General features: G+C 41.4%; 22 protein-coding genes and 3 pseudogenes. 10 read left to right on the top strand and 15 right to left on the bottom strand.

From position 1 onward, the window contains the following. Position 1 precedes the first annotated feature (1 nt). The 4 genes from I2484_RS05415 to I2484_RS05400 are packed head-to-tail and all read right to left on the bottom strand — an operon-like array spanning position 2 to position 4,773. Positions 2–1,639, bottom strand: a complete 1,638-nt coding sequence (locus tag I2484_RS05415; protein ID WP_207150016.1) for a M20/M25/M40 family metallo-hydrolase — start codon at positions 1,637–1,639, stop codon at positions 2–4. Positions 1,640–1,651: 12 nt separating this feature from the next. After that, entirely contained in the window at positions 1,652–3,070 is a 1,419-nt protein-coding gene (locus I2484_RS05410; RefSeq protein WP_207150015.1) for an amino acid permease, read from the bottom strand. 48 nt (positions 3,071–3,118) lie between these two features. Beyond that, on the bottom strand, positions 3,119–3,880 hold the full coding sequence (locus I2484_RS05405; RefSeq protein WP_207150014.1) for a dimethylarginine dimethylaminohydrolase family protein: 762 nt from the start codon (positions 3,878–3,880) through the stop codon (positions 3,119–3,121). Positions 3,881–3,900: 20 nt separating this feature from the next. Further along, entirely contained in the window at positions 3,901–4,773 is an 873-nt protein-coding gene (locus I2484_RS05400) for a dimethylarginine dimethylaminohydrolase family protein (RefSeq protein WP_207150013.1), read from the bottom strand. A 169-nt stretch (positions 4,774–4,942) separates the two neighbouring features. On the opposite strand from I2484_RS05400, the gene I2484_RS05395 reads away from it, so the two are divergent. Beyond that, the gene (locus I2484_RS05395) at positions 4,943–5,683 is read left to right on the top strand and encodes an IclR family transcriptional regulator (RefSeq protein WP_207150012.1); all 741 of its coding nucleotides are present in this window, start codon (positions 4,943–4,945) and stop codon (positions 5,681–5,683) included. Between the two features lie 194 nt (positions 5,684–5,877). Here I2484_RS05395 and I2484_RS21940 read toward each other — a convergent pair. The 4 genes and pseudogenes from I2484_RS21940 to I2484_RS05375 all read right to left on the bottom strand — a co-directional run. Next, positions 5,878–6,072, bottom strand: a pseudogene (locus tag I2484_RS21940) (undecaprenyl-diphosphatase); the annotation flags it as partial. 40 nt (positions 6,073–6,112) lie between these two features. Next, entirely contained in the window at positions 6,113–6,982 is an 870-nt protein-coding gene (pheA, locus tag I2484_RS05385; protein WP_207150011.1) for a prephenate dehydratase, read from the bottom strand. Between the two features lie 49 nt (positions 6,983–7,031). Continuing rightward, on the bottom strand, positions 7,032–8,039 hold the full coding sequence (locus tag I2484_RS05380) for a TAXI family TRAP transporter solute-binding subunit (protein WP_255551111.1): 1,008 nt from the start codon (positions 8,037–8,039) through the stop codon (positions 7,032–7,034). 53 nt (positions 8,040–8,092) lie between these two features. Further along, complete coding sequence (locus tag I2484_RS05375) at positions 8,093–10,024, bottom strand: TRAP transporter permease (protein WP_207150010.1); 1,932 nt, start codon at positions 10,022–10,024, stop codon at positions 8,093–8,095. 684 nt (positions 10,025–10,708) lie between these two features. Here I2484_RS05375 and I2484_RS05370 point away from each other — a divergent pair. Together I2484_RS05370 and I2484_RS05365 are read left to right on the top strand one after the other, a co-directional pair. After that, a pseudogene (locus tag I2484_RS05370) lies at positions 10,709–10,798 on the top strand (FAD-binding protein); the annotation flags it as partial. 211 nt (positions 10,799–11,009) lie between these two features. Next, positions 11,010–11,132 (top strand): annotated as a pseudogene (locus I2484_RS05365) (FAD-linked oxidase C-terminal domain-containing protein). A gap of 60 nt (positions 11,133–11,192) precedes the next feature. Here the strand turns inward: I2484_RS05365 and I2484_RS05360 are convergent. The 4 genes from I2484_RS05360 to I2484_RS05345 form a co-directional block, all read right to left on the bottom strand. Next, on the bottom strand, positions 11,193–12,020 hold the full coding sequence (locus I2484_RS05360) for an undecaprenyl-diphosphate phosphatase (RefSeq protein ID WP_207150009.1): 828 nt from the start codon (positions 12,018–12,020) through the stop codon (positions 11,193–11,195). Positions 12,021–12,027: 7 nt separating this feature from the next. Next, positions 12,028–12,639, bottom strand: coding sequence for a VTT domain-containing protein (locus I2484_RS05355; RefSeq protein ID WP_207150008.1), 612 nt, complete (start codon positions 12,637–12,639; stop codon positions 12,028–12,030). Between the two features lie 558 nt (positions 12,640–13,197). Then, on the bottom strand, positions 13,198–14,820 hold the full coding sequence (locus I2484_RS05350; RefSeq protein WP_207150007.1) for a long-chain fatty acid--CoA ligase: 1,623 nt from the start codon (positions 14,818–14,820) through the stop codon (positions 13,198–13,200). Between the two features lie 253 nt (positions 14,821–15,073). Beyond that, positions 15,074–16,222 carry an acyl-CoA dehydrogenase family protein gene (locus I2484_RS05345; RefSeq protein WP_207150006.1) on the bottom strand — a complete coding sequence of 383 codons (1,149 nt, stop codon included), beginning with the start codon at positions 16,220–16,222 and terminating at the stop codon, positions 15,074–15,076. 400 nt (positions 16,223–16,622) lie between these two features. On the opposite strand from I2484_RS05345, the gene I2484_RS05340 reads away from it, so the two are divergent. The 5 genes from I2484_RS05340 to I2484_RS05320 all read left to right on the top strand — a co-directional run bounded on the left by I2484_RS05340 (position 16,623) and on the right by I2484_RS05320 (position 20,103). Continuing rightward, a complete protein-coding gene (locus tag I2484_RS05340) occupies positions 16,623–16,973 on the top strand; it encodes a lmo0954 family membrane protein (RefSeq protein WP_207150005.1) in 351 nt (116 codons plus the stop codon). Between the two features lie 16 nt (positions 16,974–16,989). Then, positions 16,990–17,628, top strand: a complete 639-nt coding sequence (locus I2484_RS05335; protein WP_207150004.1) for a PspA/IM30 family protein — start codon at positions 16,990–16,992, stop codon at positions 17,626–17,628. Between the two features lie 123 nt (positions 17,629–17,751). Beyond that, complete coding sequence (liaF, locus tag I2484_RS05330; protein ID WP_207150003.1) at positions 17,752–18,453, top strand: cell wall-active antibiotics response protein LiaF; 702 nt, start codon at positions 17,752–17,754, stop codon at positions 18,451–18,453. Then, positions 18,450–19,496: a sensor histidine kinase gene (locus I2484_RS05325; protein WP_207150002.1), complete on the top strand. Its 1,047-nt coding sequence runs from the start codon at positions 18,450–18,452 to the stop codon at positions 19,494–19,496. Before liaF ends, I2484_RS05325 begins: the two co-directional genes overlap by 4 nt. After that, on the top strand, positions 19,471–20,103 hold the full coding sequence (locus I2484_RS05320) for a response regulator (protein ID WP_207150001.1): 633 nt from the start codon (positions 19,471–19,473) through the stop codon (positions 20,101–20,103). Before I2484_RS05325 ends, I2484_RS05320 begins: the two co-directional genes overlap by 26 nt. A gap of 68 nt (positions 20,104–20,171) precedes the next feature. Here the strand turns inward: I2484_RS05320 and I2484_RS05315 are convergent, their stop codons facing one another. Further along, positions 20,172–20,642 carry a DinB family protein gene (locus tag I2484_RS05315; protein WP_218627925.1) on the bottom strand — a complete coding sequence of 157 codons (471 nt, stop codon included), beginning with the start codon at positions 20,640–20,642 and terminating at the stop codon, positions 20,172–20,174. A gap of 83 nt (positions 20,643–20,725) precedes the next feature. Beyond that, positions 20,726–21,049 (bottom strand): hypothetical protein, encoded by a 324-nt coding sequence (locus tag I2484_RS05310; protein ID WP_207150000.1) that lies wholly within the window; start codon positions 21,047–21,049, stop codon positions 20,726–20,728. Between the two features lie 330 nt (positions 21,050–21,379). On the opposite strand from I2484_RS05310, the gene I2484_RS05305 reads away from it, so the two are divergent. Both I2484_RS05305 and I2484_RS05300 read left to right on the top strand, forming a co-directional pair. Further along, the gene (locus I2484_RS05305) at positions 21,380–21,496 is read left to right on the top strand and encodes a YjcZ family sporulation protein (RefSeq protein ID WP_370569575.1); all 117 of its coding nucleotides are present in this window, start codon (positions 21,380–21,382) and stop codon (positions 21,494–21,496) included. A 165-nt stretch (positions 21,497–21,661) separates the two neighbouring features. Further along, a complete protein-coding gene (locus tag I2484_RS05300; RefSeq protein ID WP_207149999.1) occupies positions 21,662–22,306 on the top strand; it encodes a CPBP family intramembrane glutamic endopeptidase in 645 nt (214 codons plus the stop codon). Between the two features lie 784 nt (positions 22,307–23,090). On the opposite strand, the gene I2484_RS05295 is transcribed toward I2484_RS05300, so the two are convergent. Further along, positions 23,091–25,283 carry a sensor histidine kinase gene (locus I2484_RS05295; RefSeq protein ID WP_207149998.1) on the bottom strand — a complete coding sequence of 731 codons (2,193 nt, stop codon included), beginning with the start codon at positions 25,281–25,283 and terminating at the stop codon, positions 23,091–23,093.

Genomic DNA, 25,283 nt, shown 5'->3' with positions numbered 1-25,283 from the left:
ATTAGCCTGTGCATGTTTCCAGGCTTTCAATCGTGACACACATGCTTTTCACGAGCGTTTCCAACATAACAGGCATTTCAACGAAAGCACTGTCAACGTGTAAACGCTCTGTTCGTTGATGTGCGTCTTTCCCAAACGGACCTACATTGAGAACGGGAGCTTTCAACTGGGCCATCTCAGTGAATGGAATGCTATACGTTTCGCCCCATACCGGCGTATTTCTTTCGAATGCAGCCCAGCCATTTGCGTCATCGTCGTAGTTAACATAACTTAGGTCGCAGATACCATTGAAGTAATGGATCTGTTCGACTGTATTGTTGAATGTTTCTGCTGTTTTCTTCATCAATTCAATCGACTGGATGACAAGCGGGTTATCCGACGAGTTAATTGCTGGATAGTAAGGCGGTGCGTAGAGAAGGACAGTTGAAGGCGCAAGTTCCTGGCACTGAATCATCAGGCTATCGACGATTCGAAGCGACTTTTCACGATCGTCCCACTCTTCATTATGGAGTACTTCTTGCTTCAAGCGGTCAACTTCCTTAGCCCCTAATTTTATCAAAGCATGTTCAAGGAGCTGCTCATAACGCAAAACGTTCACTTCCCCTACACCCTTCACTTGCTCTCGTTCACAAATGATTTTGTAGCTATCGTTGCACGCTGACATTGCCTCGAGAGCCACTTGTTCGAATAAATCCATCACTTCTGATGCCGTACGCTTCATAAGGAAAACATTATATAATGCCACTGCGCGGTAAGGCGTCTGCGTCGAGTATTGAAGCTTCAAATCTTTTTGTTGCAGTGAAACCGGCAGCGGCGTGCTTTCTCCGAGAACCGTCTCTCGGAATAATTCGTTCCATTCCATCCGTTGCGTCAGATACGAAGCAATATAGTTTGCAGTCATGCCTTTCATTGGCTCACCGACATGCGTTTCTTTGCCATAGAACAATGCAGCGGGCATGATTTTCCCGATGGTACCCGAGTAGACATATTCAGCAATATCCGTTGGGTTTTGAGAAAACGATGGCTCGCTATTTAAAAATAGTTTATACGTTAACCCTTGCTCCTCACGAATACGAACAAGCTCCGCCACTGCAGCACGCATGCCCGCTGAGTTTACCTCTTCATCAGGAACCGTTGTTAATAATAGATTGATTGGCCATTTCTCAACACTGGCTTTTTCAATGAGTTGCATATGAAGCGCAAGCCCCATTTTCATATCCATTGTGCCTCGACCAAACAGGTAATTCCCAGTCTCCAGGTCGATGCGCGCATCCTCTGGAAGATCAGCATTATGCTGGGGTTCAGACAACATTTTCGTCAGCATCTCCGGATAAAATGCGAACGGCTCCAACACACCATATTCTTCAGTCCATACGGTATCGAAGTGACTTATAAGAACAATCGTTTCTGTCGCTTCAGGATGCTTGTACAAAGCAGTGACAGCTTGACGACCAAGGCCCGCATCGTGAAGTGCCAACTGATTCGGGTTATTTATGAAATACGCTAATTCATTTAATTTTGCCTCTAATTTTGGAGCAAATGTATTTTCCCCTTCTGTTAACGTACGGCTATCCCAGCTAACAAGTTCACATAACAGTGAACGAAGTGTAGAGGGTGTGCCCCATAGTAATTGATTCATGGTAATTCTCCTTTATTCTAGTATTTTCACTTCAATGTCAACTACACTTTTGCTTGCTTTTTCCAATCTTAACTTATAAAACAACATGCATGCGACAAAGAATCCAACTCCGTAGTAAAGACCGATTCGCTGCGTTGGATCGAATGCTAAAAAGACGAGGATGAGAAGACAAAATACAATACAGAACAATGGAACATAAGGATAGAAAGGGACTTTATATTTCAGGTCCTCCAATTTTCCACCCGCCTTCAAATAATGACGACGGAACATGAATTGAGAAAATGCAATTCCCATCCATGAAATCGTAACAGAAATACCCGCAATGGACATTAGCAAAATGAATACAGTATCAGCTTCCATCACACTTGTTAATAAAGACAAAAGAGAGAATGACATTGTAAAGAGCAAGGCCGTAAGTGGAACTTTTCTTTTCGAAAGGCGTCCGAATATTTTAGGTGCCATCCCATCATTCGCCATTGCCCATAGAAGACGCGTGGAAGCGTATAAACAGGAGTTCCCAACCGACAAAATCGCCGTTAAAATGACAAAGTTCATAATACCAGCAGCATACGGTACTCCTGTTACCTCCATTAGCGTTACGAATGGACTCGCGAGCAAGCCAAGCTCCGATGCTGGAAAAATAGCCGATAACACTACAATAGAAGCAATATAGAAAACGATAATCCTAACAAGTATCGTCCGGATTGCTATAGGTATATTCTTTTCAGGGTCTTCCGTTTCTCCTGCTGCAATTCCTACCAACTCAGAACCTTGATAGGAAAAAATGACATTCATCATTGTAACAAATATAATTGCAATCCCAGCGGGAAACAGTCCGGTCGGAGCTAAATTCGCTAAAAACGGAGTTGAACGGCCATCCATTGGAATGAATCCAAAAATTGCTGCTATTCCAATGATGATGAAAAGGACTACCGCAACAACTTTAATACCCGCGAACCAAAACTCTGCTTCTGCAAACCCTCTCGTAGACAATGCATTTAACGAGAATAAGAGAATCATGAATACAAAACACCAAATCCAAATCGGAGTATTCGGGAACCAATGTTGCATAAGGATTCCCGCAGCAGTAAATTCGACTCCCGCCGTAGCGGCAGAACCTACAAAATACATCCAGCCAAGTGAAAAACCGGCAGAAGGACTGATGTAACGTGATGCATATGCTTGGAAAGAGCCTGTCACTGGCATATGAACAGCCAATTCCCCAAGACAGACCATAACCATATACAAAATTAGACCACCTATTAAATAGCCTATCATAGCCCCGCCTGCACCGGCCTGATTGATGGTGTAGCCAACATTCAAGAACAAGCCCGTTCCAATTACCCCTCCTAGAGAAAGCATAAATAAATGGCGACTTTTCATGGAACGTTTTAATAGATTATCTTGCGCTTGTTCCCTATTGTTTGACATAAAGTATCCTCCCCTGTTTCCCCACGTATTTATTATTTCCTCAGTCTATTAAAACCGTAACGACAGACAACTCAATCCGCCGTCATGCTTTTGTACTTCAGACATTTCAAGTTCGATTGTTTTATAGCCCGCTTCATTAAACTTACGTTTTGTTTTCTCATACCCTTTTGGGATAATTACATAGTCATTGACTCGGATACAGTTTGCAGAATACTCATCTTCCTGGTCTATGATGATTTTTTCATATGACTCGAATGCTGGATGATTTATAAATTCTCCCGCTACGACCATCCGATTATCTCCAAGATAAGCGATTCCAGTTTTTAAGTGGAAAAACTCTTTTAATGGAATGATCGTTGCTTCATTTCCTTCTTGTTCCAAAATTTCTTTCAATTGGCGTGCACCTTCTGGATTCGTCCGTTCAGAAATACCAATATAAAAGTGATTTTCTGCTTGAAGAACATCTCCGCCGTCCAATGTGCCAGGTGATTTAATATAATAGAATTTATCGTAAAATCCTTTTAGTACAGATTCAATCTCTTTTATTTCACCGTTCCGTGATTCCGCACCCGGATTTGTAATAACTGCGAAATCGGATGTCAGCACCGCCGCATCTTCCACAAACGTTGAGTCCGGAAATTCTTCGCTCGCTGGCAGTTGAGTAACCGTAACACCGCATTTCTCCAATGCTTCTACGTATAATTTGTGCTGTTCCAATAATGGTTCAAATACCGGTTTCCCAAGATTTGATGTCGTTAATCCATTCAAATAACTTTTCCCAGGTGTTTTTACAATTATATTTTCAAACATATCCATTCACTCCTAATTATTTAGTTTCTAACAACGGGAGATGTCAAACACGTCGGTCCGCCCGTCCCTTTTACGCTGATTTCTTCGCCTTTATATTCATAGACGGTCGCTCCCGCATCGAGCAATTGTTTTTTCGTGGAAGCGTTACCAGAAACGATTACGCAAGTTCGTGGTGCTAGCGCCAACACGTTACAGCCGAGTGTGTCATATTCATCTTTCGGTACTTCGATTAACTGGATTCCTCGTTCAATCAATAATTGTCGGAAAAACACCGGCATTAATGGTGAATGTACGACTGCCAGATCATGATCGACCATGCTGATGAACGACATCAGATGAAGACATTCTGCTTCTCCTTGGTCATGCGGCAGTTGAACAACAATGAATTCATCGACAAAATCGGCTGTCATTTCTTTAAGTTGCCTGATCGCTTCATCGTTCGTACGGTATCCTCGGCCTACGACAATCGTCCTGTCATCCAACCAAATGATATCGCCTCCATCTGACACCGCATCTCCCGTCAACTCGCCGATAACCGGAATACTTCTATTCGTAAGAAACTCTTTATATACTGCGGCTTCCGGTTGTCTAAGCGTTTTACCGGATTTCAAAATGATTGCCCCTGCCGGTGTAAACTTAACAGGGTCATGCGCGTACAATGAATCCATTCCAACTTCGGATGAAGCCGGTAGATAATCAATTTGTGAAACATGCATTTCAAGGATTGATATAAAATTTTGGAACTCACGAACAGCTTCTTCAAAATCCGGTTCCTCAAGATAATTAAAGTTTCTCCATTCATCTGCCAGATGGCTTTGATTTCTAAAGGCTTCTTTTGGATGTTTCACAATAACCTGCTCTAATGATCTATACATTGATGAACAATACGTCATCTCTTACGCCCCTTTTCCGCATTGTGGAAAACGTTTCCGTTCAACGGAAAGTTTATATGTAAAATATATTCTTTTCGTGATACAATGTCAATGTATTTAGAATAATAAAAACTACTTTTTTAAGATATTAAATGTTTAACAGTTATTTAAATGACAGGCGGTGTTATAAATGCAATCAATTGACCGTGCCATGTCCGTGGCTAACGCCCTTGCAACGCACACAGCTGAAACTGGAGTATCTATATCCGATCTCACTAAACAATGCGATTTACCTATTAGCACGATGCATAGATTACTGAAAGCGATGATTAAACAAGGCATGGTAGAACAGGACGAACGTACCAAATGCTATCGGCTCGGTACGATATGGCTGGAGTACGGTTTACAAGTTTATGATTCTATGGACTACATCAGTAAAATTAGGCCTGAGCTGGAGCGTTTAAGTCAGGAAGTAGATGAAAGTGTTTATCTCAGTCGACCTGCAGGATCAGAATCGATCATTTTAGAGAGAATTGACAGTCCTAATAACACAATCCGAATTTATGACCAACTTGGGTTACGCATTCCAATGCATATCGGTGCAGCAAATAAAGCGATGCTTGCCAATATGCCTTCTTCCAAGTCATTGGTTGTTTTAAAGAGTCTCCTGCCTCAGGAACAACTGGCCGAATTTCAAATAACACTGAAAAAGATAAAAAAGCTTGGCTACGCAATAAGTCACGGAGAGAGGACAGCAGGAACTACTTCTGTAGCAGTGGCAGTTAGGGATGGATTCGGGGAAGTAATTAGCGCTATCAGTATAGGCGTCGTCAGTTTTAATCTGACTGACAGCCGAATGGATTACCTTATTGAAAAAGCTATGGAAACAGGTAAGCGGGTTTCGGAGAAACTTGGTTCTAATAGTAATTGATTGACACGCATACAATTTCTAAAGCAAAAAACGACTCCCGCACACCAATGTGCAGGAGTCGTTTCAAATTCTTATAAAATACAATAACCGCTAACACAGCCGCCAATATAAGTCGGTAAATTGCAAACGGTACAAGCTTAACGCGTGAGATAAGCGCAAAGATGAATGCGCTAATGAATCCGACGATGTAAAACGATAATGACAGGCCCTAAATTGAAACGTGAATTCATCTTTTCACTATCAATTTTATTAAATCCAACTAAACTACATAAACGCTTCAAAAATACAGCAACAACCGAAAATATCGAACCTAACTGAATCACAATCTTTAATGTGATTACAGGATATTTCCCAAGGAACTCCTCTATTCTAAGCCACATATCATCGACATAGCTCAAGTCACAGATCCTACTTAATCGAATTGGATAATCAATATCCAATGTCTGCTGTTAATACTGGATACGTTCCCAATTGCCGAAGTTTACAATTTAAGTCACGTATATCAGAACAAGCCCGTAAATAACTAGATAATACATTTGTTGTATCAATATCAATTAAGAAAACGTATTCACCCAGTTCTGTTTTCATAGGTACTGACTCAATCTTTGTCGGTGTAATCCCCCAGTAATCAATAATAGCTAGAACTTTATGAAGCATCATCAATTTTTTCTCTGGAAAAGACACTATTATCGAAGATTTCATACTATCTTCAGGAAGCATTAATTCCTCATATCCCAGTACAATAAAACGAGTCATATTCATTATGTTATTTTCAATATTTTTCTTTATTTCCAATAACCCATAAATATCTTTGGCAACGAAATTTGCGATAGCAAGCCACGCTTCATCAGGATTTTCAGAGATAATCTTAGCTGCTAGCGCGGAACTATCAGTCGCACGTTGCTCAATATCGGGGTAGAAATCTTGCAAATACTGATTGCATTGTTTTAATGCCTGAGGATGTCCATAAACAACCTCATAATTATGAGTTGATGATTGTGATTGGTTTGCTAATAATTCGTGATGTATCGGTAATCGTACCTCGGCCTGAATGGGTACATTAATTTCATTAATGAGCCAATCGAGTGTCATATCTACAGATCCGCCAATCGAGTTTTCAATTGGAACAACAGTATAATTGGTTTCTATCTGACGAGCTGCTAGCAAACATGCTTGGATTGAAGAATATCCCTGCAAACTCACCGATTGTCTATTTGGAAATAGGGCATTTACCGCTAGCTCCGTAAACGTGCCCGTGGGTCCAAGATATCCAATACTTTTCTTATTTCCCTTCATCATCTAACACCTGCCTTTTTAGACATGACGTCTTTCCTTCTAAAAAAAAATTCTACTTTAAAATACCAATTTCTTTATAGTAACGTTCTGCCCCACTATGAATTGGAATATCAGCGAGTTCTGTTACCGCCTCATCTATATTCATTTGGTTAACAATTGCATGGGCAGATTTCAAACTATCGATATTTTCCCAAAAAGCTTTTGTCAATTCATAAATAGTATCATCATCTACTGAAGCGTCTGCCATTAATACCATTTTAATAGCTAATGTATCGATATCTTCTTTTTGATTTTCATATGTTCCACTTGGAATCGTTACTTCTGAATACCACGGATAAGTTTCCATTAATGATTTACGGACTTCCGGTTCAATTCCAATCAATACACCATCCGCAGTAGATGTCATTTCTGTAACTGCTGCCGTCGGTAGTCCTGCTTGAATCAATGCACCATCGATTTGTTTATTCCTCATTAAATCGATGGCTTCTGTGAACCCAACAAAGTTTTCTTTAATGTCATCTGGATACCCGATTCCGTATTCCGGTAAAATGATACTGGATTCTACCTCAGGTGTACTTCCTACTGCTCCTGGTGCAAAGCGCTTTCCTTTTAAATCTGAAATTGATTTAATTCCTGCATCTTTTCGAACCACAAATTGATTGGGATTATAATAAAGCCCCGCAACGATTCGAACGTCTTTATATTGGCGATCTTTAAAACTTCTTTCACCGTTATAGGCTTCCCAAATGATACCCGTTGTTGCAAAGGAAATATGGGCTTCACCGTTTTTCATCAAATTTAGATTATCGACGCCGCCATTTGAAGCTTGGGCATTTACACGAACACCCTGGACTTCTTTTCCCCATAAATTAGCCATTGCTGCGCCAAGTGGATAAATTGTTCCTGTCGTTGATGCGGTTGGGAAATTCAACTGCACTGGTTTAGAGGATTTCCCCCCTTCTGTTTCTTCAGTACCATCGCTTCCACAAGCACTAGCAAGTATAGTGATCATTGCTAACACACCTATCAACATAATTTTCTTCCAACTGTTCTTAACCATTGGCAAACACCCTCTCATGATAGAAAATCTAGTTCTTCAGTACTTTAATTCTGCTATACTTTCACTTCTTTAGTCATTCTCATTGTTAACCTTTGCCAGATAACAACAATTAACAAGAAGCAAATACCTATTCCATCTGTCACAATTCCAGGCGCAATCATTAGCAGCCCTACTACTATTAAAATAATCCTTTGAATAACTGTTGCCCCTTTTAGTAGCCAACCTTGTAAACCAGCTGCTAATGAAACGGTACCCACTAAGGCCGTTAATACAGGAATAATACTCTTTGTATACGCCTCTTCCCCTAGAAGTAATGCCGGTTCATAGATAAAGAAGAACGGGAGTAAAAATCCGGTTATACCCAATCGCATTGCTATCATTGAGACTTGGTGTTGGTTCGTGTTTGCGATTCCTGCCGCCACATATGAGGCTAATGCAACTGGTGGCGTAATGTTAGACAAACAAGCATATATCAACACGAACATATGAGCAGCTAGTGGCGCTACACCTAGATTTATCAGAACCGGCGCACCTACTGTGGCAACAATAATGTAAGCTGCCACTCCAGGTACACCCATGCCTAGAACAATACTCATCAGCATTACAAGGAGGCTTGCAATAAGTAAACTCTCATTAGCGCTTGCCATAATCGTGTAGCCAAAAGTCAAACCAATACCTGTTAATGAAACCGTCCCGATAATTACCCCAACAATAGCGCAGGCCACAGCTACACCAAGTGCTCCTCTCGCCCCCTCCTCAAGTGCTTGTAAAATCTTTCTGATGCCCATTCGTGTATCTTTTCGCGCCCAACTCGCAACTACACAAGCTATAATCGAAAATACAGCTGCATAAACAGGCGTATATCCCTTGAACAACATAACCATTAGAACAATAAGTGGTAATGATAAATGCCCTTGTTTCTTCAGAACCTCAAAGACATTTGGAATATTCTCTTTAGAAAGACCTCTTAACCCTAAACGTTTTGCTTCAAAATGAACAACCATGATTAGTGTTACATAATAAAGTAAAGCTGGTATAATCGCTGCAATAAGTACGGTTGTGTAAGGAACACCGAGGTATTCAGCCATTACGAATCCAACTGCCCCCATAATAGGTGGTGCAAACTGGCCACCAGTAGACGCAACTGCTTCTACCGCTGCAGCAAACTGTGGTTTATATCCAGTCTTTTTCATCAAAGGTATCGTTATTGTTCCGGTAGTCGCTACATTTGCGAGTGCACTTCCATTAATCATTCCCATTAAACAACTAGCAATGACAGCTACTTTAGCCGGGCCACCTGGAGAGCGACCAGCAATTGTTAATGACAAATCATTGATAAACTGGCTAAATCCACTTATTTTCAGGAATGCCCCGAACAAAATAAATAAAAAGACAAATGTAGCTGAAACGCCTACTGCAATTCCAAATATGCCTTCACTACCCCAAAACAGGTAATCTATCACTCTTTTCAAACTAAATCCACTATGCCCAAAAGATCCTGGAACGATTTCACCAAAAAAATTATATAATAAAAAAATTAATGCGAGAATCGCAAGGTTACCAACAACTCTCCGAGCTGCCTCGAAAATCATTACAATTCCGATAGCGCCAAATACATAGTCTATTGTGAGTAAATAGCCTCCGCGAAGTACAATCTCTTTATAACTAATTAATAAATATCCAAACGCAAGGACACTTAAGCTCACACATATCATGTCAACTATGGTTGGGCGGCGAAGTGTCCCACTCCTTTCTTTTCGTGCGGGATATAATAAAAACACTAACACTAACATAAATAAAATATGCCATCCTCGAAGGGTAATCGCATTAAGTGCCCCTGTACCGGCAGCGATGAGCTGAAAAATCGACCAAATAATAGCTAATGTTGATACTACTACAGCTGTTTTTCCAACGTATTTCCGAAATCGGAATTCGCTATCGACATTTTCAACAAGTTGAACACCTATTTCATTTTCCTTATTCATTTTCCGCCTCCATTTCCCCCGAAATAGCTCACTTAGGATTAACTAGTCAATCTAAAACAAGTATATTCTTAGGTAGATAAACCATTCACCTTTCAACTTACGGTACGTTTTTTTTGATAAGACCATAACAAATTAATAACAAGTTCAAGATAGAGAACAAAATCGGCAAATGAGACACTTATCCAAATTGAAGAATACTAACGTTCGTTATGGATGCTATTGCCACTACTAATGCGGCTGGGCTAGACAAAATGGGTACAAAAAAAAGCCCCTTCAATCCCTTGGAAAGGGACGAAGATGCTCTCCGCGTTACCACCCTAATTGATGGCCGGTTTTGGACCGGTCATCCACTTCATTAGTAGTTGAGAATATCGAATGGCGTACTTCATACATATTGTTGCCTGAATTCACACCTACCATTCAGTCTCTTGTTGCTGCTCACAATATAATTACTGGACCATCTCTCATGTATAATTAATTTAATTTTTTAATAGTTGTCAATACCTTCGCGCGAAAGTGATTGTTTTGAATGTTACCATGTCCAAATTAAAAGTCAAGTTTTAATTTTCATTTAATTAGTTAATGGGATGAGTGCAATCTTCTATTTTTCTTGCGGATAGTTCTTACTATCGAGTTCACAAAACAAACTACATACCTTCCTCGGCAGTGGTTTCTGCCTGGATAATCGGGGGAATGATTGCGACAAATACCAGTGGAACAACCACTGTAAAATATGGTTCCATGCGTGATCAAGTGTTGAATCTTGAGGTAGTGTCGGAGAGCCCCAACAATGATTTTACAAAGCGGTATCCCCGTATTACGCATGGAGCTTGTCGAGGATAAAAGCAGTGAGACAGTCAATGCCTACGTGGGCTAGGATATACCCGTAGCCCACTCGCTGTTTTTTGAATTTGATGGAACGTAATCTGGGGTGTAAGAAGAGGTAGCAATCGAAGTCGGAGGCAGTTGTACAGGTGAACATGGTTTGGGTCTAGGTAAGCGTAAGTTTCAGCAAGCCTAACATGAAGAGACCCTCGAGGTAATGAAGCAGATGAAACAGCTGCTAGATCCAAAAAACTTACTGAATCCGGGTAAGTTTTTCTTATAATAGTTACTAAAAGCAAAAAACGACTCCCGCAAACCAATATGCAGGAGTCGTTTCAAATTCTTATAAAAATACAATAACCGCTAATACAGCCGCCAATATAAGTCGGTAAATTGCAAACGGTACAAGCTTAATCCGCGAGATGAGCTTCAAGAAAAAGCGAATTGAGATAAGCGCAAAGACGAATGCACTGATGAATCCGACGATGTAAAACGACAGATTATCCATCGACAGGTACTCCCAGTTTTTCAAAACCGATACGAGGCTTGCGCCCATCATAATCGGAACAGCCATTATGAACGTGAAATCTGCCGCCGTTCGATGGTTCATACCAAACAGCACACCGCCCGAAATCGTGGCGCCTGAGCGCGAAAATCCTGGCCATAGCGACAGACATTGGACGAGACCGACTGTGAATGCCTGCTTGTATGTTATTTGGTCCAACGTTTGTACTGTCGGTTTTTTGGGGCCAAATTTGTCAGCGACAATCATAAGAATCGCCCCTGCCACCAAGGCAAAAATAACCGTTTCTACTCCGAATAAATAATCATCAATCAGATCTTTAAACGCAAATCCAAGAATGACAGCCGGAAGCATACCGATAATGACATGCCCTAAATTGAAACGTGAATTCACCTTTTCACCATCAATCTTATAAAGACCGACTAGGCTGAAAAGACGTTTCCAAAATACGACTACAACCGCTAAAATCGATCCTAGCTGGATAACAATCTTAAATGTAATCGCGGGATATTTACCTAAAAAATCTTCTGTTTTCAGCCACATATCGTCGACAATGATCAAGTGACCCGTCGAAGATACAGGTGCGAACTCCGTCATACCTTCAACAAATCCAAGTATTAACGCTTTAATCAAATCAAATAATTCCATAAGTTACTTACACTCTCTTTCTACGGAAGCGACTATACCAAATACAAATCGCTATACCGCTAATTGCTAGCAGTGCGTACGCAATGTTCGAATAGATGTCCATATAATGGACGATCGATTGCCAATTGTCGCCGACTGCTGCGCCGATCGTAACAAGTGCCGTGTTCCAGATTAGACTACCGATTGTTGTAAGTAAAATGAATAGCGGGAAATTCATATTCGACATACCTGCTGGAATCGAGATTAAGCTCCGGATTAGTGGAACTAGGCGGCAGAGCAGGACTGTCCACGGACCATATTTGTCGAACCATGCATCCGCCTTGTGGATGTCTTTTCGTGTAAGACGTAAAATGCCACCCCACCGATCGACAATTTTCTCAAGGCGTACCACATCGAGAAATAACCCTATACTATACAAAATCATCGCTCCAATAACCGATCCGACAGTCGCCGCAATAATGACGCCTAATCGGGTCATATCTGAATACGTCGTCATGAATCCGCCGAATGTCAAAATAACTTCAGATGGTATCGGTGGAAACACATTCTCAATCATGATTAATAAAAACACACCAAAATAGCCAAACTGATCCATAAATTCAGTAATCCAATTTTCCACGCTACGCCCCCACCAACTATTACTTTACTAAATACCGAATGCAAGTGCAAACTGACTCCGTGAAATGAATGGACGTTCCTTTATAGAAGAAGTTGCCTTTCTTATCGATTATTTTATGCAAAAGAATCCATCACTATGATTCTAGATCAGTAATACTCGTCTAAATCCCCAACTAGAGTATTACTGTTTTTGTTGATATCTTTAGAAAAAGCAAAGTTATCAACAGTCGTCAGTTGATAACTCGAGAAAATGTTTATAGTTTCAGAATTTTCTATCGAAAATCTTTTTTTTAGGTTATTAATCGAATTTCGGAGAAAGATATCCACAATTTACTCCCCGGTTAACAATCTCTCCACAATCATCACTCTAGTTATTCACTACTCACCAAGATATATATGGTGCATAGTCTGGGGAGTTATATTTATACTAAGTTACAAAAATACGATTCACTAAAGTACCGGATATTTGGTTAATTATTCAAGTATCGGGATATCGCGCTGTTAAATTCTTTAATTGATTACATGAAAAAGGGACCCGTTACGGCCCCTTTTTGTAGTCTTACACTTGCTGATAATGTTCGGTCAATTGATTACGTAATGAGGCTTTTAGGAATTTACCAACGGAAGTTTTCGGGATTTCATCCAAGAAGATAATATCGTCCGGTACCCATAACTTAGCAAACTGGCCTGTCAAATAAGTTAGCAACCGCTGTTTCATCTCTTCGTCAGCAACCTTCCCCTCTTTCAAAACAACACACGCAAGTGGACGTTCAATCCATTTCTCATGCGGTATTGCTATCACTGCTGCTTCAAAAACATCTTCATGCGTCATCAGCGCATTCTCCAAGTCAACAGACGAAATCCATTCGCCTCCACTCTTGATCAAATCTTTTGTCCGATCCATCAATTTAAGATAGCCGAATTCTGTCATGACTGCGATATCACCCGTGAATAGCCAGCCATCACGGAAGGCTTCTGCTGTCCGCTCATCCTTGTAATATTCACTTGCAATCCAAGGTCCCCGAATGGCTAATTCGCCCATTGTTTTGCCATCCCAAGGCGCATCACCGTTTTCATTGACAATACGAACTTCAAGACCTGGCATTGGCAAGCCCTGAAGTGCACGGACATCGATTTTCTCATCCATTGTCAAATCGGCCATCCCTGATGAATAGACAGATAGACTGACTAGTGGCGACGTTTCGGTCATGCCATAGCCAACGATGAACGGTACGCCTAGTTTTTCTTCGAATGCACGAATCAATCCTTTTGGTGAAGCTGAACCACCGCTTACAACGACTCGAAGGGATGACAAGTCTCTTGGATTCTGTTCTTGTTCCTTCAGCACCGCGAGCCAAATTGTTGGAACTCCCGCTGTTATAGTCACCTTCTCTTGCTCAATCAAGTCCAGCAGTAATTTCGGATTTAAGCCAGGTCCTGGGAGGACTTGCGTTGTTCCGAAAAAGACCGCGGCGAATGGCATTCCCCATGCATTGACATGGAACATTGGTACAACCGGCAGTATGACATCCCTCTCTGATAGGCCCATGGCATCAGCTAGTCCTAGCGCATAACTATGCAGCACAAGTCCGCGATGAGTATAGATGACTCCTTTCGGATTGCCCGTTGTAGCGGATGTGTAGCACATTCCTGCTGGCGTATTTTCATCGAGATCTTCTGGGAATACAAAGTCTTCAGATGCTTCGGCGAGAAGCGCTTCATACGAATGGACATTTTCGAGAGATGTCTCCGGTATTTCAGTGCTGTCTCCCATGATGATATAATGTTTAACCGTTTTCAGGTAAGGCGCAAGTTTTTCAAGATGCGGAAACAGATTATCATCGACAAGCAGGATTTCATCTTCCGCGTGGTTGATGACGTACGCAATATGTTCCGGCGATAATCTAATATTCACCATATGAAGAATGGCACCTGTTCCTGGCACTCCGAAGTATGCTTCCAAATGTCGATGGTGATTCCAAGCAAACGTTCCAACTTTCGTTCCGTGCTCCATCCCGAGTTTCGTCAGGGCATCTGCCAGTTTACGCGTTCTTTTTGCGAACTCACGATAAGGTATTCGGTGAATCGTACTTTCTCCTGTTCGTGAAATAATTAGTTTGTTAGGAAAATATTGCTCTGCTCTTTTAATGAAGGAAGATAATAAAAGTGGTGTTTGCATCATATTAGTCAATCCCCTTTTCAGTTATATATGTTGCTATAAAGAATCCCATTGAATTTGCTAAGGCGCTAGTGGATTCCTCCCCTTTGTAAGACGCCTTCGCTCAATTACTATAGGCATTCATTTGTTCAACATATGTAGATTAAGTTTTTTTACATAATCAGTGCGATTTGAAATCGTAGACATACGTCACATATGGTCCCGCAAGATAATATGCCACACGAAGCTAAATTAGTCCTTCAAGCTTCTATAATTTCTACAAACCCATATTTTTAGCGATGATGACTTTCATGATTTCATTCGTCCCGGCGTAAATTGATGCCACAGGAATATCCCGGAAACGCCTCGCAATTTTATATTCCTCCATATAACCGTATCCGCCGTGCAATTGCATACACTCTGCCGAAATGTCTCGCGCCGTATCAGTAAGCCAATATTTCGCCATCGATACTTTCGTGACTACGTCTTTTCCCGCTAGATGATCTTCTATTAGTGATTCTAGGAATGCCTTGCCAATTTCTACTTTTGTTGCAATTTCAGCAAGTTTAAACTGCGTGTTTTGGAAAGAACCAATCGTCTTATCAAATGCTTTTCGAGATTTTACATACGCCAATGTCATTTCCAACATGTCTTCAGATGCCGTCTGTGCAGCTATCGCAACAACAAGCCGTTCCTGCTGCAGTTTTTCCATCATGTAGCTGAATCCTTTTCCTTCTTCGCCGATCAGGTTCGCTACAGGAACACGGCAATCTTCAAAGAACAACTCTGCCGTGTCTTGCGAATGTAGCCCTACTTTATCGAGTTTGCGACCTTTCGTGAATCCAGGCGTTCCTTCTTCTATAATAAGTAGACTGACGCCGCGATGTTTTGGATCGGCATATGGGTCGGTTTTTACAGCAACAAGCATAAGGTTTCCATTAATACCGTTTGTAATAAACGTCTTTTGACCATTCACGACGTAGTGGTCACCGTCTTTAATTGCAGTCGTCCAGATATTAGCCAAGTCCGATCCTGTCCCTGGCTCTGTCATTGCAAGAGCAGTAATCGTGTCAGCACTTACACATCCGGGTAGCCAACGCGCCTTCTGTTCCTTCGTTCCAAATGATTCAATGTATGGAACAACGATGTCATTGTGCAAACCTACACCCGTGAGACCCGCACCTACACGCTCAAGTTCTTCCCCGATAATAACGCTGAAGCTGAAATCCAAACCAAGCCCACCGTATTTTTCATCTACTTGCGGACAGAGGAATCCCATCTCTGCGAGTTTTCTCCAAAATGCGATTGGAATAAGCCGATCTTTTTCCCATGCATCGTAGAATGGGATCGCTTCTTTCTGAAGAAACTTCCGGAGCGAATCCCGAAACATGACGTGCTCATCCGTTTCAAATCTGTATCTTGCCAATGGCCAAGCCCCCTCTTGTGTAACATGCGCTTTGGAAATCAATAGATTATTAACTTTATCAGCACTTGATGTGTAGATATCCATATCCCCTGACAGAATGACTTGTAACGAAAAATGAACAGCTCGCTGGCTCAATCCGCATTGCCAGTCGATTGTCACACCAGGGACATGTATTAGGAATCCTGCGATGTGAACTGCTGTCCTAGCAATATTCCCATACCTCGTCACTCAAATTAATTAACTTTTCTTATAATTATAGAATACATGAAAACACTTACAAAATCTAGTATGACTTAGATCGAATCAGCCTCAAGTCTTAGATGAAAATCCGCTTAGCGCCCGTTTGGACGAGCCGGAAATCGTTATAAGATTAAGCTACAAACGAAAGGAGGAACAACAAATGAAAAAACTAGGTCTTGCAGCACTCGGTATTACAGCGGCAATCGTTGCGATCGCGAATCTCGGCTCACTTCTCGCACTTGCATTTTCAGCATTGATTGCATACGCGGGGTTCCATTACTTTAGAAAGAGCACTTCTACAATCTCGAAATTGTTCTGGGGAGGTGTACTTGTCATTGGCTTGTTAACAGCAATTGCAAATGTACCAGCATTCATCGGAATCATTGCTGTAGTGGGTGTTCTGTACGCTTGGCGTAAATGGCATGGTACAGAAAATAGTAACATCATCAATAAAGCCACCAACGATCCATTCGTTAACTTCGAACGTCAGTGGAATGAAATCACAAAATAATGAGGAGGAACTAACTATGAACTCACTTTGGAATCGATTTAAATACTCGGTACAAGCAGATCTTCACACGGTGCTCGACAAAAAAGAAAGCAAAAATCCAATCGCCATGTTGAATCAATACATCCGCGAGGCAGAAAAGCAGACCGATTCAATCGGCAAATTACTTGAACGTCAAAGTAAACTAAAAACAGAACTGCAGAAAGAATTGGCAGAAGCAGAAATGATGGCCGACAAACGCCGCAGTCAGCTCGAACTTGCAAAAACTGCAGGTGAAGAAGACTTAGTCGCATTTGCCGAGGAGGAAATCGCTGCGTACGATACGCGTGCAGCGGAACTTTCGGAGAGTGTTATGGAAACGGCTTATGAATTGATTTCACTGGAACGTAAATTCGAGGAAATGAAACATAAAGTAAAAGACATGAAAGTACGTCAGCTGCAATTAATGGGCAAGGAGAACGTAACGCGCGCGCATCATCGCATGGACCAAGTCATCTCTCCTGAAAATGCAGACAGTAAAATGGCGTCAGTTGGAGATATGAAAAAGTATATCGAAAACCTTGGTGGGAAGATTGAACGTGAGTACGAAACGTCATCTATGGACCGCCGCCTTGGGATATTAGAGAAAGAATCCGCAAAAGAAGTAGATATTGTGTAAAATAGACTGTAGGATGCAGGTATGCAATCATCGCCGCAGAACGCGGCTTACTTAGGTTGCGTACCTGCTTCCATACTATCCTTACTGACAGATAATCTGACCTCAAGAAGGAGGAATAACAAGATGAAACGAATCGATACGAACAAAATCACATTTTGGGGACTCACTTTCCTGCTGCTCATTTTTGTTGAGGCGGCTTTCTTTCATAATGGCAATATCGTGTTCGTCCTTCTTGGTGCCGGACTTATTTATTACGGTTTGCGGAAACGCTCGAAGCTGCTGTTTTTACCAGGCCTGTTTTTTATCGCAATGGCGCTTTTCACATTGTGGAGTTTACGGGTGCTCATTTTCACCGTTATCGTCTACGTCCTTGTGAGATTATGGAAAGGTGTGCCGTCAGAGGAAATCATGCGTCCTTTCAAAGATCTCCAGCGAGAAACACCCAACGGAATATGGAAAAACAAATTTTTTTCCGTCCAGTCATCCCCTTTTTCGTCTTATGAGTGGGAGGATATCCATATCCAAGGACTCTTTGGTGATATTCACATCGATGTCACGGATACAGTGCTACCAAAAGGGACTTCTTTAATCTCCGTTAGGCAAGGTATTGGGAAAATCAAGATTGAATTGCCTTACGAAATCCCCGTACGCATTCATTACACGACATTAATCGGTGATGCTAAGCTATTCGATACCTACCGAAAACGGCTCATTAATGAGTCGCTCCATATGAAAGATAGTTATGAAGGGAAATCAGCTGAGTCCCCTGAACTTATCATTACACTTTCCACTTGGGGCGGAGATATCGAGGTGACACGAAAATGAAGGCAGTCATCGGACGTGGACTTTTTTTATCGTTTCTATTTACCATAATTGCCGCGGTATACTTCTATTTTATTACTGGGTTGCCTTTAGAGGAAATTTGGTTTGCATTTTACAATTTGAAATTTGCGGAAGTTCCGCTTGGTTGGTGGATTTTGAATACTACCCTTGTTTTGGCTTGGGGTATTGCCATTTGGACACATTTCTTAGGAAGTTCAAAAGAAAAAGCGATTGAACAAAGGTTAACGGGGTTGATCGACACTGAAAAAAATCTCGATTCAAATGTGAAGTTTTCTCCACGCATGGATCGAGCAATCGGAACGGTGTCAACTGTTATTCATACGCAGCGAAAAAGTCTGCAACGGATTATCGATGAGCGTGCGGAGGCTCAAGATAAGCTGATCCAAGAACGAATTATACAAGAACGACAGCGGCTTGCACGCGAACTGCATGATTCTGTATCCCAGCAACTGTTCGCCGCATCGATGCTATTATCCGCTATTACGGAAAATAACGAAGTCGCTATAGCACAAAAACCCGTACTCCAAGTCGAGCGAATCGTTCAACAGGCGCAACTAGAAATGCGTGCATTGCTCCTTCATTTACGACCGGCAGCTTTGAACAATAAATCACTCGCAGAAGGACTTGAAGAACTATTAATTGAATTGAGAGAAAAAGTGCTATTCGATATTCGATTTCGCTTAGAAGAAGTTACATTATCAAAAGGTGCGGAAGATCATTTATTCCGAATTGCACAGGAAACCTTATCCAACACATTGCGCCACGCACAAGCCACAGAGGTCGATGTGCTATTCGTGGAACGAGATGGACTCGCGATTTTCCGTGTCCAAGATAATGGTGTCGGATTCAAAGATAGTGACGGAAAAGGCGGCTCATATGGGCTTCAAAACGTAAAAGAACGTGCAATTGAAATTGGCGGAACATGCAAAATCGTTTCCGTCCCCTCACAAGGAACAATAGTAGAGGTGAAATTACCTGCTCGAAAAGGAGATGAACTTCATGATCAAGATTCTATTAGTGGATGACCACGAAATGGTGCGAATCGGAGTATCGGCTTACCTTCAGATTCAGCCCGATATGGAAGTCATCGGTGAAGCGGTAAATGGGCGCGAAGCCGTTGAAAAAGCACTTGAGTTACGACCCGATATTATCTTAATGGATATGGTCATGCCGGAAATGAACGGTGCCGAAGCAACTGCCGCAATTATTAAGGAGTGGCCTGAAGCAAAAATCGTTATCGTGACTAGTTTTCTAGATGATGACAAAGTGTATCCAGCACTCGAAGCAGGCGCAATCAGTTATATTTTGAAAACATCGAATGCGAAGCGAATTGCCGAAGCCATCCGTGAAACATTGAAAGGACAAACGGTTTTGGAACCTGAAGTCACAACAAAAATGATGCTCAAAATGCGAGCGGGCAATGAACGGCAACCCCATGATGAGTTGACGGAACGTGAACTCGAAGTTTTATTGCACCTCGCCAAAGGTAAAACGAATCAGGAAATCGCTGATGATTTATTTATTGCCCTGAAAACAGTGAAGACGCATGTTAGCAATCTATTAGCTAAACTAGAAGTGCAAGACCGAACACAAGCAGTTATTTATGCGTTTAAGCATGATTTAGTGAATTAAAAAGCAGTCATCACACGTCAGACTATACCTGATGTATGATGACTGCTTATTTTCTTAATGAATTATTCTTACGCCAAGCGGTTCAATGCATTAATCATGCCTGCATGAACGCCTTCATGCCACACTGCAAATTGAACGACCGCCTCAACTGTTGCCATCGTATGCAAGGGCCCAATTGACATCGGTTCTTGTAATGTATTGTGCTGATTGCCTTCGAGCGCTTTAATGACACGCTCTGGTTGTGCCTCTAAGGCTGCGAGGAGCTCGTCTGTTGATGGGACACTTCCTACTTGCCAATCGTTAGGTCCTGATCCCGACACAAAGAGAGGGATCCATTCAGGATGAACAGGTTCATAACCTTCCATTGCTTTTTGAACGAGTGTTTCCATCGTCACAAAAATATGGCCCGCATTCCAACGAATCGTATTATTGAATCCCGTCGGTTGTGCGTCCCAAGCTTCTTCTTTTGACTTTACAAGACGTCCAAGTGTATAAATACGTGTGAATTTTAACTGATTCACCGTTTCGATGATAATCATTCCTTTCTTTACTTCTCTGCAACTCTATCGCATCTTATCGACAAATCAAAACGATCGCTCCAAAAGGAACGACCGCTACTAAGTTATGGTTTAAATGGATCCTCATTCGGTTTCTCTTCATTCCATTTATCGTGTGTTTCTTGATCAAACTTGCTGTCTTCTTTTTGTTTTTCACCTGATGGATATTGTTCATCCAACTTTGGCTTATTATAACCCGTGTCCGTTTTGTATGTTCCATATGCCGACTGTTCGTTCTCACCAGTTTTGTCCAAGGTGTTTTTTCTAAAGGCATCCGATGTATTCGAATCGGATGGATCCGCGAGTGGAAGCTCATCGGAACTAGCTGCCCCTTTCACTTTCGGTTCGAGATCTTCTTTGTTTGGGTACTTACCATCTGATTTTGTCATAGCAACTATTAATCCTCCTTCTTCGAATAGCAATTCAGAGTACGGCCTTTCCACTTCGGTAACGGCGCACCTAATGGATGCCCACTACTTTCCCGAATAGTGGTTCGATTCCCATAATTTAAATTAATGATACACCATATTTCATCAAAAAAGCAAGTAGAATCGCATCTAAAACAGCAGAGTGTCCACTCCAATTACCCGTCTAGCCACATTCTTATCTTGTTAACTTATTCCTCTAAATGACCTGAAGTAACTATTTTTTCAGCAGACGTAAAGGCGTTTGTCCTTAGAGCCTAGTAATCTATTCGCATAAGTTAAATTAGACCATTCATGAAAGGAGTGTTGACAATGGGTCAATACGGGGGATCTGAGGGCGGAAGCTCGTTTGCGTTAATTATTGTGCTTTTCATCCTGTTAATTATTATTGGTGCTTGCTTTATTGGTTAATTAAGGCTGTTAGGCATCAAGTACCAGGCACTTGCTAGTATTATATCTTTTCTTAGGGAGCGCTTGAAAAGCGCTCCCTTTCTATATTTCCATTTTATTTATTTCCATGAAACTTTATACATTATTGAGTCGTCCAATACTGAATCAGTGATTGGAGGTTCTACTATGATACGGGGAATTGTTTTATCGTTATTGAGCATCGCTTTTTTACTGTGGATTGATCAATCAGTAGAAGTTGCGTACATATGGAAGACAATGGCGAAAATGATTCTTTTCCTAATCCTCCCACTCATTTTATTCCGCAAGGTGGGATTCCCATTCTTACGTTTGCGCCAAACTGATCGAAAAAGCATGATGACCGCGATTGGTTCTGGGGTTGCAATCATGGGGTTTATCATTGTCGCGTTCATCTTCTTACAGCCCTTCATAGACATTGCTGCACTTCTAGCTGACCTTGCTAGCGCAGGTATAACGACAACTACATTCCCGTTCATCGCCCTCTATATACTATTCGGCAATTCGATGTTAGAGGAATTTTACTTCCGCGGTCTGTTGCCAAACCTTGTTGGCAAGTCCCTTATTCGGTTTATTTTACCATCATTCCTGTTTGCCATTTATCATATCACGATTTTTCTTCCGTGGTTCAACCCAGCTCTTCTTATACTCGCTGTGACAGGGCTCTGGGTCGGCGGAGTTATCTTTCAACTTGCCAATGAAAAAAGCGGAACAATTTTGCCCTCTTGGACGATTCATATGTGTGCGGATATTGGCGTACTACTCATCGGTGTTTATATCATGTACTTCTATTGAATAAGACTGCAGAAAAACAAGCTTAGTATCCATATTCTAAAAAAATAAAGCTGTACGCATCCCCCTCCGTATAAGGGCGTTGCGTACAGCTTATTATTTTCACTGGACTATTTCCGGCACGCTTACGGCTAACTATTCATGACAGATTTACTGAGGGGGTCCTAGTGTGTCTAGAAGCGACTCAATCACTTCTAGACACACTTTTTTAAGTCATCCTGTTGTAAATAGTTGCCTGTCGCGTTCCTACACTATTCAAGTGAAAAGTGCAGTTGTTTGGAAAGAAAAGAGTAGATGACTTTCTATAGAGAGTGTAAGTGCCCGAAGATGCAATTTCGGGCACTCTTGCACGTTGTACAATGCGTTCCTTGCTTACTTCTAGCAAAGAGTATGCATATAATCGTGTGATACCTTATAGAAAGTGACACTTCTTTAATAAAAGAGAAAAAACCATAGAGAAAGCATCAGCCGCCAAAATTGCATCTTTGGCGGCTTTTATCCGGGTAGTTACCCCACTATTCTTTCGTCCCAAAAAGTTTCAGCACTTTTGTACTTATTCATTTGGAGCGCGACGGATGAAGGACCACCATAGGAATACCGGGAAAACTGTGTAGGGATGCGACAAAGTCGCATCCCTACACATCCAGACATCTGGGTAATTCTATAGTAGTCGTTCAATCCCAAAGCAATCAAAATGCAACTATACATGTAGAACCAATGTGTGATCAAGTTACTTGCTGGTTATGTTTGGTTAATAAATAGACATGTATTATTGTATATCTATTTGTTAAACCACCGCCACGACGACCGTTACTTTGAATAAATCCCCATCTACTTCGATTTTCATATTCCCATTATGCAAATCAACGATGGATTGCGCAATTGCAAGGCCAAGTCCTGAACCATCTGTATGGCGTGATGTATCCGCCCGTTTAAAGCGTTCAAATAATTCGTCGGTATTTTCACCGAGCTCATACTTCGTCACATTTTTCACGATGAATTCGGCTGTATCACCTACTTTTCGAAGCGTAATATAGACGCGGGTACCCGGCAATGTGTACTTAATGGCATTGACAATCAAGTTATCTAAAACACGCCACCATCTTTTTCCATCCACATAGGCAACGAGTGCCGATTCAGGGAAATTCACCCTAAAGTCCAGCCCTGATTTCGAGATTTCTTCCTCGTGCTCCGCAAGGGCTTGCTGTAGTAATTGCGTCATATCAACGCGCTGTTTGTTTAGTTCCAAGTTACCGCTCGCCATTTTCGATACTTCGAATAAATCCTCGATTAAGGTCTTCAAACGCTGTGATTTTTTGTCTAAAATATCTACATACTTTGTACGTTCTTCAGCTGTAATGTCTTCCTTTTTCAGGAGATCCGTATACGTAATAATTGATGTCAATGGCGTGCGAAGATCATGGCTGACATTTGTAATCAATTCTGTTTTTAAGCGTTCACTTTTCGCTTGTTCAGTCATTGAGACATGAACACCTTCGCGCAAGTTATTCAAATTATTTGCGTGTTCGGCAAGTGGTGATTTTCCTTCTACCTTTATCTCTTCATGAAGACGTCCTGCTGCCATCGCCTCCGTAGCAACAATGATCCGGTTTAAATACGCTGACCGCTTCACTAACATGTAAAGTGCAGGCAAGCCCAGAAACAGGACGGCTGGGATGTAGAGTATTAAAGATACTGGCATAAGAAATACGACTACGAACCCTATCCCGGCAAGGAAAAAGCCGATAAGTAAAATGAACGTTTGAACACCGATTGACTTTTTCAAGAACATATCATGAAAAGCCTTGAAGAAGCTCACTGTATAACTGTCCGCAATGTCCTTTTCAAGCATTCCTTTAAGTCTTAGCCGTTCAATGAAATTAACGAGCTGGAATACAACTGCCAATAAGAACAACAGTAAAAAGCCGAACTGAATTATGTTCATTACCCACGCACTCACGTTTATAAAATAGAAATAACGAAATCTGTTTGAAACGATATTTAATACTGCATACATTGCAATAGTAGATACACCCAGCAAACCTACTTTCATATCAATTTTAAGGTGGCTATATTTAATAGCCCAGTCGTTTTCCGTAACCCACCCTTTTTTAAACTGAAGCTTTGTGAATACTACGGCCAACGCAATTGCACCAACTAACCAAAGAACAAACGTAAAATATCTGTCTTGGTTATATTGCTTTATCTGGTGACTGAGTAACCCATCTTTCAATGCATCTTTCGAGACGATGACTTCGCCTTCGAATGTTCGTGTCGGATTGCTGATTGACAACATGTCATCCCTAGTCAGTTCGATTTCATCATCACGCATAAAAGTTAAATCCCTATCTACAGGAATAGACGAAGCTTTTAAATAACCATTTCCCCCATCAAATACCTTCTTATAGGCGGCGTGGGAAAACATATCGCCATATGAAAACTTTTCCCCTGTTTTGGTATCTACTAGTTCGTAAAAAACTGGAAACTCATCAATTTCTAACCTAAGGTTTTCATTCAAATAGCCTTTCAGCATAGCTGCTTTTTTAGTCCTAATTTTTGCCTCTACATGTTCATCACTTTCAAAATTTTGACGAATATCATCCAGTTTCGTGTCCCGCTCTTTAATTAATACGGCTTTCAGCTCTTCATTTTTCGACTCTTTTGCATCTGCAATCCGATCGACATATTGGTCTTGGATGTTGGATATTTGCTCAGACATGGTTCCGAATCTGTTGCGGTGTGCTTCAATTTCCGACTTCGCTACCGGAATCGTTTTTTCTGCTTCTTCCATATTAATCGGATTCAAAGTGGTTGGACCGATATTTTGATAAAAAGTATCCATATTAGCTTTAAAAACTTCCGAATTGACATAACTTTTCCCGATATTCTGTAGATCAGCCTGCACGGTTGAATTAAGCGCTATTAAAAATAACGAAACTAGTAAAACCCATAATAGTAGGGGCGATTTATTACTCTTCAT

The organism is Sporosarcina sp. E16_8 (assembly GCF_017347095.1).
Taxonomy (GTDB): domain Bacteria; phylum Bacillota; class Bacilli; order Bacillales_A; family Planococcaceae; genus Sporosarcina.
The sequence above is the reverse complement of the archived record's forward strand: the minus strand, read 5'-3'. Positions and strand labels throughout refer to the sequence as shown.

Excerpts from the sequence above, each read along its gene's own strand:
- I2484_RS05350 (WP_207150007.1), bottom strand. The coding sequence starts at position 14,820 with ATGATGCAAACACCACTTTTATTATCTTCCTTCATTAAAAGAGCAGAG.
- I2484_RS05335 (WP_207150004.1), top strand. The coding sequence starts at position 16,990 with ATGAACTCACTTTGGAATCGATTTAAATACTCGGTACAAGCAGATCTT.
- I2484_RS05400 (WP_207150013.1), bottom strand. The coding sequence starts at position 4,773 with ATGACGTATTGTTCATCAATGTATAGATCATTAGAGCAGGTTATTGTG.
- I2484_RS05320 (WP_207150001.1), top strand. The coding sequence starts at position 19,471 with ATGATCAAGATTCTATTAGTGGATGACCACGAAATGGTGCGAATCGGA.
- I2484_RS05340 (WP_207150005.1), top strand. The coding sequence starts at position 16,623 with ATGAAAAAACTAGGTCTTGCAGCACTCGGTATTACAGCGGCAATCGTT.
- I2484_RS05410 (WP_207150015.1), bottom strand. The coding sequence starts at position 3,070 with ATGTCAAACAATAGGGAACAAGCGCAAGATAATCTATTAAAACGTTCC.
- I2484_RS05395 (WP_207150012.1), top strand. The coding sequence starts at position 4,943 with ATGCAATCAATTGACCGTGCCATGTCCGTGGCTAACGCCCTTGCAACG.
- I2484_RS05315 (WP_218627925.1), bottom strand. The coding sequence starts at position 20,642 with ATGATTATCATCGAAACGGTGAATCAGTTAAAATTCACACGTATTTAT.
- I2484_RS05415 (WP_207150016.1), bottom strand. The coding sequence starts at position 1,639 with ATGAATCAATTACTATGGGGCACACCCTCTACACTTCGTTCACTGTTA.
- I2484_RS05405 (WP_207150014.1), bottom strand. The coding sequence starts at position 3,880 with ATGTTTGAAAATATAATTGTAAAAACACCTGGGAAAAGTTATTTGAAT.
- I2484_RS05295 (WP_207149998.1), bottom strand. The coding sequence starts at position 25,283 with ATGAAGAGTAATAAATCGCCCCTACTATTATGGGTTTTACTAGTTTCG.
- I2484_RS05360 (WP_207150009.1), bottom strand. The coding sequence starts at position 12,020 with ATGGAATTATTTGATTTGATTAAAGCGTTAATACTTGGATTTGTTGAA.
- I2484_RS05300 (WP_207149999.1), top strand. The coding sequence starts at position 21,662 with ATGATACGGGGAATTGTTTTATCGTTATTGAGCATCGCTTTTTTACTG.
- I2484_RS05305 (WP_370569575.1), top strand. The coding sequence starts at position 21,380 with ATGAAAGGAGTGTTGACAATGGGTCAATACGGGGGATCTGAGGGCGGA.
- I2484_RS05310 (WP_207150000.1), bottom strand. The coding sequence starts at position 21,049 with ATGACAAAATCAGATGGTAAGTACCCAAACAAAGAAGATCTCGAACCG.
- I2484_RS05325 (WP_207150002.1), top strand. The coding sequence starts at position 18,450 with ATGAAGGCAGTCATCGGACGTGGACTTTTTTTATCGTTTCTATTTACC.
- pheA (WP_207150011.1), bottom strand. The coding sequence starts at position 6,982 with ATGATGAAGGGAAATAAGAAAAGTATTGGATATCTTGGACCCACGGGC.
- liaF (WP_207150003.1), top strand. The coding sequence starts at position 17,752 with ATGAAACGAATCGATACGAACAAAATCACATTTTGGGGACTCACTTTC.
- I2484_RS05375 (WP_207150010.1), bottom strand. The coding sequence starts at position 10,024 with ATGAATAAGGAAAATGAAATAGGTGTTCAACTTGTTGAAAATGTCGAT.
- I2484_RS05380 (WP_255551111.1), bottom strand. The coding sequence starts at position 8,039 with ATGGTTAAGAACAGTTGGAAGAAAATTATGTTGATAGGTGTGTTAGCA.